15 protein-coding genes are annotated in these 14595 nt (G+C 49.7%); 8 read left to right on the forward strand and 7 right to left on the reverse strand.

Features of this window, described 5'->3' with window-relative positions:
* Positions 1-76 precede the first annotated feature (76 nt).
* From SBG41_RS02555 to SBG41_RS02565, 3 genes are all read left to right on the forward strand, one after another.
* Positions 77-1825, forward strand: a complete 1749-nt coding sequence (locus SBG41_RS02555) for a V-type ATP synthase subunit A (protein ID WP_397470774.1) — start codon at positions 77-79, stop codon at positions 1823-1825.
* Between the two features lie 53 nt (positions 1826-1878).
* Complete coding sequence (locus tag SBG41_RS02560) at positions 1879-3300, forward strand: V-type ATP synthase subunit B (RefSeq protein WP_317895980.1); 1422 nt, start codon at positions 1879-1881, stop codon at positions 3298-3300.
* A gap of 63 nt (positions 3301-3363) precedes the next feature.
* Positions 3364-4026, forward strand: coding sequence for a V-type ATP synthase subunit D (locus tag SBG41_RS02565; RefSeq protein WP_317895981.1), 663 nt, complete (start codon positions 3364-3366; stop codon positions 4024-4026).
* 26 nt (positions 4027-4052) lie between these two features.
* Here SBG41_RS02565 and SBG41_RS02570 read toward each other — a convergent pair whose 3' ends face one another.
* Positions 4053-4910, reverse strand: a complete 858-nt coding sequence (locus SBG41_RS02570) for a D-aminoacyl-tRNA deacylase (RefSeq protein WP_317895982.1) — start codon at positions 4908-4910, stop codon at positions 4053-4055.
* 87 nt (positions 4911-4997) lie between these two features.
* On the opposite strand from SBG41_RS02570, the gene SBG41_RS02575 reads away from it, so the two are divergent.
* Together SBG41_RS02575 and proS are read left to right on the forward strand one after the other, a co-directional pair.
* The gene (locus tag SBG41_RS02575; RefSeq protein ID WP_317895983.1) at positions 4998-5297 is read left to right on the forward strand and encodes an ATP synthase subunit C; all 300 of its coding nucleotides are present in this window, start codon (positions 4998-5000) and stop codon (positions 5295-5297) included.
* A 185-nt stretch (positions 5298-5482) separates the two neighbouring features.
* Positions 5483-6949, forward strand: a complete 1467-nt coding sequence (proS, locus tag SBG41_RS02580; RefSeq protein ID WP_317895984.1) for a proline--tRNA ligase — start codon at positions 5483-5485, stop codon at positions 6947-6949.
* Here the strand turns inward: proS and SBG41_RS02585 are convergent.
* Positions 6879-7091: a hypothetical protein gene (locus SBG41_RS02585; protein WP_317895985.1), complete on the reverse strand. Its 213-nt coding sequence runs from the start codon at positions 7089-7091 to the stop codon at positions 6879-6881. The two genes, proS and SBG41_RS02585, sit on opposite strands and share 71 nt — an antisense overlap.
* Before the next feature lie 512 nt (positions 7092-7603).
* Here SBG41_RS02585 and SBG41_RS02590 point away from each other — a divergent pair.
* Positions 7604-8278, forward strand: a complete 675-nt coding sequence (locus SBG41_RS02590; RefSeq protein WP_317896486.1) for a creatininase family protein — start codon at positions 7604-7606, stop codon at positions 8276-8278.
* 11 nt (positions 8279-8289) lie between these two features.
* On the opposite strand, the gene SBG41_RS02595 is transcribed toward SBG41_RS02590, so the two are convergent.
* Together SBG41_RS02595 and SBG41_RS02600 are read right to left on the reverse strand one after the other, a co-directional pair.
* Entirely contained in the window at positions 8290-8919 is a 630-nt protein-coding gene (locus SBG41_RS02595) for an RNA methyltransferase (protein WP_317895986.1), read from the reverse strand.
* A 78-nt stretch (positions 8920-8997) separates the two neighbouring features.
* Complete coding sequence (locus tag SBG41_RS02600; protein WP_317895987.1) at positions 8998-9288, reverse strand: 30S ribosomal protein S26e; 291 nt, start codon at positions 9286-9288, stop codon at positions 8998-9000.
* 210 nt (positions 9289-9498) lie between these two features.
* Here SBG41_RS02600 and SBG41_RS02605 point away from each other — a divergent pair, with 210 nt between their 5' ends.
* Positions 9499-11028, forward strand: a complete 1530-nt coding sequence (locus SBG41_RS02605) for an HD domain-containing protein (protein ID WP_317895988.1) — start codon at positions 9499-9501, stop codon at positions 11026-11028.
* On the opposite strand, the gene SBG41_RS02610 is transcribed toward SBG41_RS02605, so the two are convergent.
* Positions 11025-11306 (reverse strand): hypothetical protein, encoded by a 282-nt coding sequence (locus SBG41_RS02610; RefSeq protein ID WP_317895989.1) that lies wholly within the window; start codon positions 11304-11306, stop codon positions 11025-11027. The genes SBG41_RS02605 and SBG41_RS02610 overlap by 4 nt on opposite strands.
* A gap of 194 nt (positions 11307-11500) precedes the next feature.
* Between SBG41_RS02610 and SBG41_RS02615 the strand changes: the two genes are divergently transcribed.
* Positions 11501-12391 (forward strand): acyl-CoA dehydrogenase, encoded by an 891-nt coding sequence (locus SBG41_RS02615; RefSeq protein ID WP_317895990.1) that lies wholly within the window; start codon positions 11501-11503, stop codon positions 12389-12391.
* A gap of 36 nt (positions 12392-12427) precedes the next feature.
* Here the strand turns inward: SBG41_RS02615 and SBG41_RS02620 are convergent, their stop codons facing one another.
* Positions 12428-13540, reverse strand: coding sequence for a zinc metalloprotease HtpX (locus SBG41_RS02620; RefSeq protein WP_317895991.1), 1113 nt, complete (start codon positions 13538-13540; stop codon positions 12428-12430).
* A gap of 101 nt (positions 13541-13641) precedes the next feature.
* Positions 13642-14502 carry a twin-arginine translocase subunit TatC gene (tatC, locus tag SBG41_RS02625; protein ID WP_317895992.1) on the reverse strand — a complete coding sequence of 287 codons (861 nt, stop codon included), beginning with the start codon at positions 14500-14502 and terminating at the stop codon, positions 13642-13644.
* Between the last annotated feature and the right edge of the window lie 93 nt (positions 14503-14595).

Raw genomic sequence — 14595 nt, forward strand, 5'->3', positions numbered from 1 at the left:
GTGATTATGGGTGGTAAGTGTGGGAGTAAAAGGAAGGATAATCCGTGTCGCAGGCCCCCTAGTCGTCGCTGAGGGTATGACAGGAGTCCAGATGTATGAGATGGTTGAGGTTGGTGAGGAGAGACTAGTAGGAGAAGTGAACAGAATAGTAGGCGACAAGGCATACATACAAGTTTATGAGTCAACAACGGGCCTCAAGCCTGGAGACCCCGTCTATGGCACCGGTTCCCCCCTTAGCGTAGAGCTAGGCCCAGGCCTCATAGGCAAGATCTATGACGGTATACAGAGGCCCCTCGACGCTATCAGAGAGGTAGCAAAGAGCATCTTCATTACTCGTGGCATAAAGGTTCCAGCACTTGATCGTTCAAAGAAGTGGCACTTCAAGCCCTCAGCTCTTAAGCCGGGGGACAAGGTAGCCGGAGGAGACATCCTGGGAGAAGTACCGGAAACCCCACTTATAACGCATAAGGTCCTAGTCCCACCAGATGTACATGGCGTGATAAAGTGGGTTGCAAGCGAGGGAGACTATACTATCGAAGACACTATAGCAGTCGTAGATGTTCCTGGGAAGGGAGAAGTAGAGCTTAAAATGTACCACAAATGGCCCGTACGTAAGCCAAGACCGATTCTAGAGAAGTTCGAGCCCGTCGAGCCACTCATAACTGGTTGGCGAGTAATAGATACAATGTTCCCTATAGCTAAGGGCGGTACAGCGGCCGTTCCAGGCCCCTTCGGCAGCGGTAAGACAGTAACGTTGCAGAGCCTTGCAAAGTGGAGCGCAGCAAGAGTGGTCATCTATATCGGTTGCGGCGAGAGAGGCAACGAGATGACCGATGTACTTGTCACCTTCCCCAAGCTCAAGGACCCGTGGACTGGTAGGCCGATGATGGAGCGAACAATACTCATTGCAAACACTAGCAACATGCCTGTGGCGGCGCGTGAAGCAAGTATCTATACCGGCGTAACTATGGCTGAGTACTACCGCGACATGGGTTACGACGTACTGCTAGTAGCCGACTCAACAAGCAGATGGGCAGAGGCACTAAGAGAGATAGCTGGCCGCCTCGAAGAAATGCCCGCTGAAGAGGGCTATCCAAGCTACCTAGCCTCAAGGCTTGCTGAGTTCTACGGCAGAGCCGGACGCGTGAAGACACTTGGCTCCCCCGAGAGAATAGGCAGCGTAACAATCGTTGGCGCGGTATCGCCGCCAGGCGGCGACTTCACAGAACCAGTAACAGCAAACACGAAGAGATTCATTAGGGTATTCTGGGCGCTTGACGCAAGGCTTGCCTATAGTAGACACTACCCTGCAATTAACTGGATAATGAGCTACTCTGCCTATGTTGAAACTGTTGCTGAGTGGTGGCACAAGAACGTAAGCCCTAAGTGGAAACAGTACCGTGACGAGGCCTACGACATACTGCTTAGAGAGGACGAGCTAAAAGAAATAGTAAGGCTAGTTGGCACAGAAGGCCTCAGCGAGAAGGACAAACTCATACTCGAAGTAGCTAGGATAATACGTGAAGGATTCCTCCAGCAGAACGCCTTCGACCCCGTTGACGCATTCGCCACGCCGCAGAAGCAGTGGAAACAACTAGAAGCAATAATTGACTTCTATCACGCGGCACTTGACGCAGTAAGCAAAGGCGTCACAGTCAAGCAGATCAGAGACAGCTTAGCAACGCTTATCAGGGAACTAGTAATGACGAGGTACAAGGTTCCAAACGACAAGGTAGAAGAGATAGACAAGATAAAGAACCAACTAATAGAGGGACTGCAAAAGCTAGTAGAGGGACAAAGAGCCGTCGCAGCGCCAGCTGCCTAATGACTCCCAAGACACTTTTACCGCTTGATCATATCTCTCGGGGGTGGGTTTGATTGGCTGAGACAAGTACCCGTGTTGTAAGGGAGTATGAAACTATACGTGAAGTAAGAGGCCCACTCGTAATAGTTGAAGGAATAAGTGATGCAGCTTATGACGAAATAGTTGAGGTTGAGCTTCCCAACCGTGAGAAGAGGAGAGGTAGGGTACTAGAGACCGCCCAGGGCTATGCAGTTGTACAAGTATTTGAGGGAACAACTGGAATATCTGCTGTAGGCACAAAGGTTCGTTTCCTGGCAAGGACGCTCGAAGTAAAAGTATCAGATGAGATGCTTGGCAGAGTATTCAATGGACTAGGAGACCCGATTGATGGCGGTCCGCCAATAACGAGCGGAGTCTGGAGAGATATTAATGGCGACCCGCTTAACCCGGCTGCAAGAGAGTATCCAGAGGACTTCATACAGACCGGTGTATCGGCCATAGACGGTATGAACACTATGGTTCGTGGACAAAAGCTACCAATCTTCAGCGGAAGCGGTCTCCCGCACAACAAGCTAGCAGTACAGATCGCTAGGCAGGCAACCGTTAGAACCGGCGAAGAATTCGCAGTAGTCTTCGCCGCAATAGGCGTTATGCATGACGAAGCACTCTTCTTCAAGAAGTTCTTCGAGGAGACAGGCGCAATCAAGAGAGCAGCACTATTCATAAACCTTGCCGACGAGCCTGCAAGTGTCCGCCTCATCACTCCTCGACTTGCACTAACCTTGGCGGAGCACTTGGCATTCGACCTAGGGATGCACGTACTCGTAATACTAACTGATATGACGAACTACTGTGAGGCTCTTCGCGAAATAAGCGCAGCAAGAGAAGAGGTACCAGGCAGGCAGGGATATCCCGGCTACATGTATAGCGACCTCGCATCAATCTACGAGCGAGCTGGTAGAGCGAAAGGAAAGAAGGGTAGTATAACCCAGATGCCCATCCTAACGATGCCAAACGATGACATAACCCACCCAATACCGGACCTAACCGGCTACATAACGGAGGGCCAGATAGTACTCAGCAGGGAGCTACACAACAGGGGCATCTACCCACCAATAAACGTGCTAATGAGCCTCTCGCGACTAATGAAAGAAGGTATTGGCCCAGGAAAGACGCGTGAAGACCACGCAAATGTCTCAGACCAGCTCTACGCAGCATACAGCAGAGCAGTAGAACTCAGAAGCCTAGCAGCAATAGTCGGAGAAGAAAGCCTCTCGGAGATAGACAGGAAGTATCTAAGATTCGGAGAAGCATTCGAGCAAAGATTCCTCAGCCAAGGCTTCTTCGAGAATAGGAGCATAGAGGAAACACTAGACCTGGCATGGGAGATACTGGCTATACTGCCGGAGTCAGAGCTATACAAGATTAAAGACGAGTATATAAGAAAGTATCATCCAAAGTACCGCAAGAAACAGCAACAGCAGCAACAACAGTAAACATCATCCTCTAACCCGGCTTTTGAGCAACCTTAAACATAAGCGAAGCGGGGCTGTAACAAAATGTCATTAATGTTTGGCGGGCAACGTGTACTGCCGACGAAGATAAACCTTATCAGGCTACGCCGAGAATTAGCCACTATGAAGAGGATTCGGAAAGTTATAGAGGAGAAGAGAGACGTTATTCTCCTCTATATCCGACAACTAGCCGTTGAGTACAAAAAGGCTTACGAAGAAGCGGCTAAACAGCTTATGGATGCATACCAGGACTTCTTCCGAGCACTCGTATCAAGCGGTGGGCTCGAAAACATGCGCCCAATAATAGAGGCCATACCGTCAAGCCTTGAAATAGTCCAAGGCACGCGTATCCTCTTCGCCGTTAAGGCACCTACTTTTGAGCTAGTAAAGGAGAGCATGCCTGGAGCACCTGTTACAGCGACAAGGCTTACACCGGATCTTCTCCGCGCAAGGGATAGGCTTGTCTCAGTATTGAGTAGCTTCCTCAAAGTTGTTGGAACGGAGGCAGCTATTCGCAGACTACTGCAGGAGCTAAAAGATACACAGCGTCTACTGAACGCACTCGATTACAGCATCATTCCTGGCTATGAGCAAAGCATAAAATACATAAAGCTAGTACTTGATGACCGCATGAGAGAAGAAGTCATTAGGCTCAAGACGATGAAGCGCCGCTTGGCAAGAATGCGTGGAGCAGAAGGGCTAGCCTAAGGCTTACCTATTTTCTTTTCCCGGCCTTAGACTTTTCCAACAAAGAGGCCATGTTTCTCACCATAGCTCCTTACAAGCCTCTTTATAGCACCCGGGATCTTCGCGAAGAGTATGGAGTCAACAATATCCTTGCTCTTATTGACTGCCTGGTCTAGAAGATCTTCGTTAATGTATTCTAATACATACTTTGAGAAAATATGACTATAGCAATACTTCTTCTCAATAACACCACGCGTGTGCGTGGCAGGATAGTGTGTATCGCCTATACCTACTGCAACCCTTGTACAAGTGGTACTAGTCCAGTCGGAGCTAAGTACTCGGAAGACAGTCTCAGCCATAGCCTTGTGCGCATCTTCTCTAACCCATTCTTTCTCAGAGCTACCAATCTCTATGAATACTAGTGGCTTTTTCAAGCAAGTAGGACCGTGGTGAGTCGCTTCAAGAGTCACCTGGAATTCATCGATTAAGCCTTGCTCCTCTGCAACGATGCGATAGGTTCGGAGCAGCGCAGCTTGTAGGCGAGGCCAAGTATAAGATAGTTCCCAGGGATTTCCTCCAAGTTCTGCCTTCGGGCCAGGATTGCCAGTATAATGCACCGTGAGTGATGGTTTTCCTCCACTATGCCGGCTAAGAACTATATAAGCCTCCGCCTCCGTGGGGCTTGCCTCGTCAAGGAAGCTAAACTCAACAGTATCGGCGTCAAAGCCTGCGAGGTAAGCATTCACCTCATCGCTATAGAAACAGTTTTTAGCAAAGCGCAGCTCGCATTTATTCCACCTTGTTTTTGCTAAGAGTTTCTCCGCCGCGCCCCTACTAGCAGGGTCGCGTAACGAGTAAGCGATAAGTATAACCGGCTTCTTTTTGCCGACCGATTCTGGATCCATTTGTAACCCCTCTCCGCGAACTTGATGAAATGATTAAGGTAAGCTTTTTAGTCCTTTGGCCCAGCTCTTGTTCCTCGGTGGGCCAAAATGGCGCTCAATGCGAGGCTCTTAACGTTAACCCTCAGCCTTGCCCTACTAGGGTTCCTAGCAAGCATAGCTTACGCAGAGTCGGCTGCAGCTGCAAAGGCTTATGGAGCCGCAATAGCTATGGGGCTTAGCGCTATTGGTGCCGGCTATGCTATAGCTAAGGCAGGTGCGGCTGCAAGCGCTGCAACAGCCGAAAAGCCTGAAGTATCGGGCAAGCTGCTAATCTACCTAGTGCTCGGCGAAGGTATTGCGATCTATGGCCTTCTAATAGCAATATTGATACTCTTCGCACTCCACTAAGAGGCGTAATATACGCCGCTTTAGCAATTATTTTTTAGAAGCCTAGACGCCAAACCATGTTGCCCATAGTACTCGAAACATCTTTTCTCTACCTACGTCTCAAACATGCTGGGTAGAGAGTACTCCACGTCTAGAACACCCTGCACTGCTCCCCGGGTATAGGGATTGACGTGTTGGTGTAGCCTATGTGTGGTGCAGCGAGGGAAGTCCCTAGGAAGAAGTGGAGAGAGGAATTTTCTCGCTGGTTTGACTGGGTTTTAGAAGAGGCTGAGATTTACGACTATGGTCGGTACCCCGTTAAGGGTATGGGTATTTGGCTTCCCTATGGATTCCAGCTGCGTCGCCGCATTGTTGAACTCATAAGGGATGTACTTGACTCAACGGGCCACGAGGAAATCCTTATGCCGTTGCTCATCCCTGAGACCTTGCTGCGCAAGGAAAGTGAGCATATACGGGGCTTTGAGGGCGAGGTCTACTGGGTTACTCATGGAGGCAAAGAGCCTCTTGATATAAAGTTAGCCCTACGCCCTACAAGTGAGACTAGTATATCGTATATGGAGAGCTTCTGGATAAAGAGCTACAAGCAGCTACCAAAGAAGTACTACCAAATAGTCAGTATTTTCCGCTACGAGACCAAGGCTACGAGGCCATTGATACGCTTACGCGAAGTAACAACGTTTAAGGAAGCGCACACAGTTCACGACAGCTTTGAGGATGCGGATCGCCAGGTTGCAGAGGCGATTGAACTCTACAAGAAGATATTCGATGAGCTGGGGATACCCTACGTTATAAGCCGGCGACCGGAGTGGGACAAGTTTGCAGGAGCGCTCTACACAGTAGCATTTGACACCGTGATGCCGGATGGCAGAACCTTACAGATAGGAACAGTTCACCATCTTGGGCAAAACTTTACGGTGCCATTCGAGATTAGGATACAGCTCAGCGACGAGAGCCTTGACTACGCCTGGCAGACGAGCTACGGGCTAAGCGACAGACTCGTCGCTACTACTATAGCCATGCACGGTGATGATAGAGGTGCGGTAATGCCGCCAAACGTGGCTCCAATACAGGTTGTAGTTGTCCCCATACCTGCTGGCTCGGAAGAGGAGAGGAAACAGCTTCAAGAATACCTTGGAAAGGTCTCTGAGAAGTTAAGAGAGATGAAGATACGGTATCACGTAGACGATAGAGACGATGTACGTCCGGGTAGAAAGTTCTATGAGTGGGAGGCCCGCGGGGTACCTGTACGCCTTGAAGTAGGGCCTCGCGAGGCTAGGAACAGTACAGTGGTAATAGCGCGGAGGGACACCTTTGAAAAGATAGAAGTGAAGCTCGAGGAGCTGCCCTCTAAGCTGCAAGACGTGATGGAGGATATAAGGCGTAATCTACGTGAACGAGCATGGAAATGGCTGCGTTCAATGGTCAAGAGGGCTGAGACCATAGAAGAGGCCAAGAGGATAATTGAGGAAGAGAGGGGAATAGTTGAGCTGCCTTGGTGTGGTAGAGAAGAATGTGGGCTAAAGCTAGAAGAACTTGTGGATGCTGGGGTTCTCGGCTCGCCCCTAGAGAAACCAGAGTGGGTTAATGGTAAACGCTGCCCTGTATGCGGCCGACCCGCCGTGACAAGTATAAGGGTTGCGAAGAAGTACTAGCTTCGTCACCTACTTCTATAAAGAGCCGTAGTGCTTTCTCAAGAACCTTTCCAAGATCGTTATGGCCCTCGTTTTTGGCGATCTCTTCGAGCAGTTTTGCCTCGTCCTCACTTAGTGCTACGGCTACAAGAACCTTGGCCACTCCGCACTCCCCCGGGAGAAACTACTGCATGGTAGTACCCTAACAAGCTACTAGCCTCTAGCCTGACAGGCAAATATCCTGAAGCCGCCATGGAGGACTACCCACGGTAATACCAAGAACTCCGATGAAAGCGATGTGGCGTGTCCCGGAAGCGAAGGGCTTGCCTATGCGGGAAGAATACCATACCTAGCTCCACAGCCTAACTAAAGCAAGGTTTAAGCCTCGTGCTCAGCGGCCTGGCTCCGCCCATCGGGTGCGCAGAGACCCTTAGCCGCTTTTAACCGTCATCACAGCCCGTATAACTAAGAACCACAGCTAAAGGTGATATCTAGCTTTCCTCCATTAAGGGATAGAATGGCTCCAAGGGATCAGCAATTCGCTGCTAGGCATCTGGTGCAGCATAGGTAAGCGTATGGGGGCACGCTGATACGATAACACGTGGTGGTGAAGCCCTGACTTTTCGCAAGACATGGCTTCTAACGGGCTACAGTTTCGACAACGAACCCAAAAACATTGCTGTAATCCCTATCGGCAGCTTTGAGAGACATGGAAACCACCTACCCCTAGGAACAGACACCATAGAAGCCGAGTACATTGCTTCAAAAGTAGCAGAGAAACTTGGTGCACACCTCTATCCCCCAATCTGGTATGGTTGTTCAAGACACCTTGAAGAGTTCCCTGGAACAATTAGTGTGGATGAGGAGAGCTTTGCAACCTATGTTGAAGGAGTTCTTGAGGGCATAGTACGTCAAGGCTACCGCTTGCTCGTCGTAATCAATGGGCACGGAGGTAACACGTGTGTATTAAGAACGGTTGCTTCGAGAGTCTCAAGCAAGTCCGATACCGCGGTAATGGTTATTGATTGGTGGCGTGATGTTGCGCAAGAGGTTCGGCAGAGGCTCTTCAAATCACCCGGTCATGCCGGCGAGGACGAGACCAGTGCTATGCTCTACATAGTTCCGGAGGCAGTTGACATATCGAAGGCTATTGATTATTCTGCGCCGTTTGCTCCGAGGGTAGCAGTTTACTCGCGCAGGCTCACAAGGCTCCTTTACCCGGAGGCCGTTCTCGGAGAAGCATCCAAGGCTTCAAGGGAAAAGGGAGAAGAGTGGTTGAACTCCGTAATTAGCGAAATAGTCGAAATAGTGAGAGAAACTTATAGGGCCCTATATGGCGAAGACCAGTAACGCGCAACGTATCACGGCGCGAGGACACCGAGCCTAAGAGCATTCACGAAAGCGGCTACATGGCTAGCTAGGTAACTACATGGGCCTATAGACACGGAAATGTCTGCTTCACTCAAAGCTTTTTCCGGCACATCGTAGTAGCTTCCAAGAAGAAATACTACACCTTCGTCTACATCGCTCCTCCTAATCCTCCGTGCCCCCTCACGCAAAGCCAATACGCGATAGCCCAAACGCTTAAGCCTCCTAACAACGAAAATAAGTGATAATGACTCGGCCCTGGCGCATGCTTTTCCTCGTAGTGCGGAGAGAAGTACTGGCGCAACCTCATGCTCATAGTATGCACGAGGAGGCATACAAGCCTCGTCAAAGACCACTAGGTCGCCGTCTTTGCCGTCACGGCTATTATCGAGGTATAGTAGGAGGGCACTATTCTGCAGTAACTGGCCACCAGGATATAGCGCCGCTAAGAGTACGCGCGAGACAACGTCAAGCCTACCATAATTGACTAGGCCCTGCCACCTCTTAGGAGGGTCTCCAGGAGGTTTCACAGAATATATAAACCAGAGGCTTCGAGCGCGTCGCGACAAATCATAGAACAAGTCCATGTTCTCTAACACCTTGTAGCGAAAAATCTTCGCCAAATTCTTAACGGTATGAGAAGAGCTTTGTAGAACTAGTAGCTAGGCTTACTGTGAAAAATATGAAGGATACCCAGGGGGTTATATTACGGGGCCTCTTACAGCCTTTCTCTCTTCTTCGGGCCTTACCTTAACTAGGCCATAGTGTACCGCACAGCTAATACAATAGCACTTCTCAACAGGGTACTTCATTATTATGGCTCCTTTCTTCTCAAGCTCTCTAGCAAGCTGCGGGTCTAGCGGGGTGTACATCTTGGTTATGCATATGGCTTTGTCCTTCGGTACAAGTCTGCCACAGTTGTCGCACTGGACCAGACGTGTCTTACCCTTTGCACCCTTATGCCTGCCTCTGTTCTGCCTCTTCTTGGGCATATCCTCAATCCCCGGGCACTAGTTTAGCACTCGGACACCTATTTATCTGAGCCGCCACTGCTAGTTGAAGCACAAGGAAGGCTCGTAATGCGCTATTCCTGATGCTTGAATCCAGCAATAGGTATTAGGTCTGTGCTGTTAATCGTGTTGCGGGAAGGAGGAATATAGGTATCCCTTATTTACAGCTAGATGAATATGGGAGAAGAGAGAGTGGCGAGACTCTGCACTGGTGTAAAGAGCTTCAAAGACCCGGTACACGGCTACGTAGATCTATGTGCACGCCTAACCCCAATAGTTGATTCCTGGGTTATGCAGCGGCTCCGCGGTATTAAACAGACCGCTTTTGCCCACATGGTATACCATGGCATGGAGCATTCGCGCTTCAATCATAGCCTTGGAGCAGCACATCTTGCAGGCGAGGTCCTCAACTTCATTTCGGCAAACACGAGGCTATACTTCAAGAGTGTAGGGGGAGGAGAGTTTGCGAACACATTGCTCAACTCTTCAGAAGTATTCCAGCTCGCAGCACTGGTACACGATGTGGGGCATTTGCCTTTTAGCCACGCAAGCGAAGTAGGCATCATGGAGGCAAAGCTCATTTACCGCATCCCCGATTTCGAGAAACTTCCCTTCCGCCACGAAGCCTACACCTATAGCCTCCTAAGGCTCGTAGGCAGGCTCGCAGAGGAGGCTGGAATAGAACCTGTCTTCACGAAAAGCGTAAGCGACGACCTCAGACTCATATTGCAAGGATCAGGTTCAAAAACTATGGCCCTTGACTATGGCAGCGAGTGTGCTGCCAACGTCTTGCACCAGCTAATTGCTGGCGGACTCGATGTAGACCGCATGGACTATCTCATCAGAGATAGTCTCTATGCCGGCGTGAGATACGGAATATTTGACGTAGACCGCCTTGTCCGCGTCCTACTTGCATCTCCGCTCCTCCTCGAGAAAGGCAACAGAGGAGCAGAGGTTAGCCGAAAAGCATGCCAAGTAATGGTTATAGATAAGGGCGTCAGCATAGTCGAGGCATTTCTCCTTGCAAGGTTCTACATGTTTAGCGAAGTCTATCTTCACCGCGTAGTAGAAGCCTACAACTCGATATACGGCAGATTATTCAGCATACTCGCACGCGACGGCCTTCTAAGCATTGAGAAAAATAGTGGCGAAATAGACATACCGACACCGCAAAGCATCGCCGAGGAGAAGCAATGGGCACTTGAAGAGTGGAGGAGCCTCGACGACCTTGCAGTCATGCAGCTAATCAGAAGGATCTACCTGGGCAAGACCAAGGCCTCGCAAGAAGCAAAAACACTTACGTCAATGCTGATCGAGAGGCGCCACCCAAGGCTTTACAAGGTTATTGAGGACAAGAAGCTCTGGGGTCTCTACATAAGCTACCTTTATGAAGGCTACGCACCGGAATGGGCTAAGCCCTTCCTCGACGAGCTCCTGGAACTTCAAAATAGGCATCCACTACTAATGGTGAGGCCGCTAAGAGTTGATGTCATAAGTCTCGACAGACTAGGTGTATATCATAGAGCAACTGGCGAGATAACCACTTTCAGCTCTACAGGCGAGGGCGGGGGACAAGAGCTTAGAAGGTTACAGAAACTAGCTGAGCTCAGTTTGTACAGAGTAGTGGTATTTGCGCGACAGGGAGAGGAGGAAATCGCGCAAAAAGCGATAAACATACTCCTAGATTTGCAAAAAGAGGGTACTCGCTCGGAAAGAGCCTAGCCCCGGACAACTAGCGTCCTACCAACCCTCTTTACAACGCCGGCGGCTTCAAGGACCCGTATAGCTTCTTCGGCGTCAGGGCTCCAAAGCTCTCCGCTTGGATGATGAAAGAGCCTCATCACTACTCTCTCGCCATTGCCTTTCTCGACGTACTGCTCCCATACACGGCTTAGAACTGTGTCTATGTCGGCCTTGCCGCCGAGTTCGCGCAGAACAGCCTCAATGGCTGATGCTAGTCCTAGGTATCGGAAGCCTTTTGTCTTCTGTGCTGTTTCCACACTATCCCCTGCTATGTATAGGTATGGTAACACTATCTAACATGCAAGGCTCGTGAGGCCCCGGTCATACCGTAAATACAGACTAAATACCTGCGGCCTACAATGGTCTCGAAGAGGCGTAGGCAACACTAATATCCTCATTACGCCTCTTTAAGGAAATAGGTCGAGCCTTGCATAATGTTCAGTGCCGCGATGTGATAGGCCTTGTCGAAAGGCTTGCAAACAGCCCTGCTGCGCCATGCACCGACTTTAGTGCCATAGCTCATTGCACGGCGGCATACATACTAGACTATTTCGGTGAAACCATACAAGGATTACTAGCACCATCGCTGACCGAGCCCAAGGGTGGATCGGATCTACGTCACTTATCGACTCGCATAGACTTTCTCGGCGGCAATACTGTAGCCGTGAAGGGCGAGAAAATATTCACGACAAATGCTACTAAAGCCGACTGGTTGATAGTACTCGCGTCCAGCGACAAGGGGCATGCAATAAGCCTCGTTAGCACTAAGGCCTCCGGGATAAGTATAGAGCCCATAAATGTTGTTGGATACGAGTGTAGCGGCATAGGAAGAGTTGTCTACGATGATGCTGAGGGGAAACTAGTAGGTCGACCCGGCAAAGAAGCGTATAAAGCTGTGCTCCAAGCAGTAGCGTTGAGTAGGCTCCTCGTAGCAGCTCACGCAATCGGCTTAGCTAGACAAGCTCTCAGCTACAGCATAAAGCTGCTAATTGAGCGCGGCTCCTGGGCTTATCAAGCGCCGAGACATCGAATAGCAAGAGCATACGCCTACTTAGAGACCGCTTACTCGTACGTAGAGAGGACGGCAGCCAAGATAGCGAGCAATCCTTCGTCATTTGACTGGTCCATGACAAGCATAGCGAAATACGTTGCAGTTGAGGCTGCAAAACAAGCCGTAGATGCCGCCATAACGAGTACGGGCGGCGTGGCGTTGCTAAGAGGGAGCAGCATCCTAGACTCATTAAGCAGGATCTACGCCCTAGTATATGCTGAGGGAACACAGGATATACAATTAGAGATTATTGCGAGAAGCATAGAAAAATCCTATGAGCCAACAACCTAGGACGCATATAGTGGACATGTATAGCGAGGAATGGCATTACGGCCTTATGTTTTGGGCTTCTAGGCTGTCAAGAAATCTAAGCCTTTTCGGTATAGGTGGGTGATCACTAAATACTTCCTGAGCCGGGTCAACATCCGCTCTCTTTAACTCCTCAACAACGCTGTCAATGTCATCATGGAACCTTGTACCCCTCCAGCCTGGTTCGTAGAATGGGCTTGCCAGCGTAGACACTAATGCATATATGAAGAGCGCCTTAATGCTGCTACCCCGTATTGCCTCTAAGCTCCTCTTATCGACTCCGCTGTAATAGAGGTGTATCTTCGCCAACGCTCTCTGCATAGGCCTTACACCAGCAACAAACGCTCCATGAGCATCTGCATAGTATTCACGGAGCCTGCTAAACGCCAGCACAGCCACTTGCATTATGAAGCTCATTATAACGCCTAGGACGCCTAAGGCGGCTAGTACGAGTCCACTATTGTCTCGCTCGCGATCCCTTGCAACCGAGCCCCAGAGCCCGGCCCGTATCAGCGATACACCCATGTAGTAAAGCAGGCTCGGTACGAGGCCCAGTAACAATATTATCACTGTATCGCGGTGCCTGTGGTGTCCCAACTCGTGGCCGATGACAGCCAGAAGCTCATCTCTTCCAAGCAGCCTGTAAAGGCTGTGAGTAACAGCGACATAGCGCCCTGCTAAGAAATTGCCATAAGCAAACGCGTTAGGTGGCCCCTCCACAAGCATGGCTTTGGGAGGCTTTCGCATACCCGCTCTCCGTGCAGCTTCGTTAACTATCTCCTGGAGTTCTGGTGCAGGCCTTGCCCGGTACGCGAAGTTTATCATCCATGGGGCTGCAAGATAGCTTATAATGCTCATAACTAGTATGAACGCTATGATCCATTCAACGTAGAGTCTATAACCATATGCTGCTGCAGCCTCATAGAGAATATAAGCAGTTATCGTGCCCCCTCCTATTACGAGCAAGGCAGTTAGAAGCATTGCAGTATAGAGACTCATTCTGCCGGCAAGGCTAGCAGCCACTCTCGGAGCAATACGGATAGCTATTACCTGTAATACCAGGAATCCGAGAATATAGGCTATCATTAGCGCCATCATTGTCAAAGGGTCATAAAAGAACCAAAACCACATACTGCTTCACCCTTCATGCAGAACGAGGAAGAATAAGACAAGCCCCCTTATAATTTTGACCGTTCTTCGTTAATAATAGGAAGGAAGTGCTGAAGCAGAGCCTACCTACCCTCCTCGAGAAGCGCCTTGGCCTGCTCCAGTGCTCTTCGCTCCAGTGCTCGCTTCTTGCCAAGGTGTACTGCTATGTGAAGCGGTGCATAGAGGCTAAGCCCTATGAGCAACATGCCTAAGCCCGATGGGTCAGGAGAGATTATGGCACCTGTTATCATTGTTCCTAGGAATATGTACTTCATTGTTGTTGAACTAAACAGGTTTGGGTCAAGAACTCCATAAGCAAGGGCAAGGTATATCGCAATCGGTATCTCGAAAAGCAGTCCAAAAGCGAATGCAAGCTTTAAGGTAAAGGCTACGACGCTGCTAATAGTTACTCGTATTATTATGCCATAACCCTCTGGCGCGAAGAGAGGATATAGTTTGTACATCATTAGGTAGATAAGTGGTGCGACAATATATATTGCGAAGAAGACTCCAAAGAGGAAAGCAGCCGTGAAGAGAGCTATGTACCGCTTCATAAACTGTTTTTCGTGGGGATAAAGGGCAGGCTCGATATATTCCCACAGCTCTTTTGCCGCGAAGGGCGCTGAGCCTATAATTCCGAGGAGAACTGCAGAGTACGTCAGTATCTCGATGGACTCGAACTCGGAGCCAGGCATTACTATGACCGGATAGGTCTTGCCATTAAATGCGGTAATGTTGGGGGGAATAACGTGCCTGAATATTATCTTGGGGAATACTGTTATAAGTGGTGTGTAGATTTTTTCACCTCCAAGACCAGCAGGAAGAGCCGACATTATCGCGGTAGCGAGAATGAACACTATTATTATTCTTCTCAAGCGTATCATGAGCTCTTCTAAATGCTCCCAGATAGTAGCTTCCTTATCGTGGGGCGGCTTCTCAGCCATTTCTAAGCCCCTAGTACTACCGTTTCTAGCCAAGCAGACCGGGCCTAATTACCACTACTTCTAGCTTAGAGTACTTCTTACAATCAAAACCGC

This window comes from Pyrofollis japonicus (genome assembly GCF_033097485.1).
Taxonomy (GTDB): Archaea; Thermoproteota; Thermoprotei_A; order Sulfolobales; family Pyrodictiaceae; genus Pyrofollis; species Pyrofollis japonicus.

Coding starts and splice junctions, on each gene's coding strand:
- SBG41_RS02575 (WP_317895983.1), top strand. CDS start 4,998: ATGGCGCTCAATGCGAGGCTCTTAACGTTAACCCTCAGCCTTGCCCTA.
- proS (WP_317895984.1), top strand. CDS start 5,483: ATGTGTGGTGCAGCGAGGGAAGTCCCTAGGAAGAAGTGGAGAGAGGAA.
- SBG41_RS02555 (WP_397470774.1), top strand. CDS start 77: ATGACAGGAGTCCAGATGTATGAGATGGTTGAGGTTGGTGAGGAGAGA.
- tatC (WP_317895992.1), bottom strand. CDS start 14,502: ATGGCTGAGAAGCCGCCCCACGATAAGGAAGCTACTATCTGGGAGCAT.
- SBG41_RS02600 (WP_317895987.1), bottom strand. CDS start 9,288: ATGCCCAAGAAGAGGCAGAACAGAGGCAGGCATAAGGGTGCAAAGGGT.
- SBG41_RS02565 (WP_317895981.1), top strand. CDS start 3,364: ATGTCATTAATGTTTGGCGGGCAACGTGTACTGCCGACGAAGATAAAC.
- SBG41_RS02570 (WP_317895982.1), bottom strand. CDS start 4,910: ATGGATCCAGAATCGGTCGGCAAAAAGAAGCCGGTTATACTTATCGCT.
- SBG41_RS02620 (WP_317895991.1), bottom strand. CDS start 13,540: ATGTGGTTTTGGTTCTTTTATGACCCTTTGACAATGATGGCGCTAATG.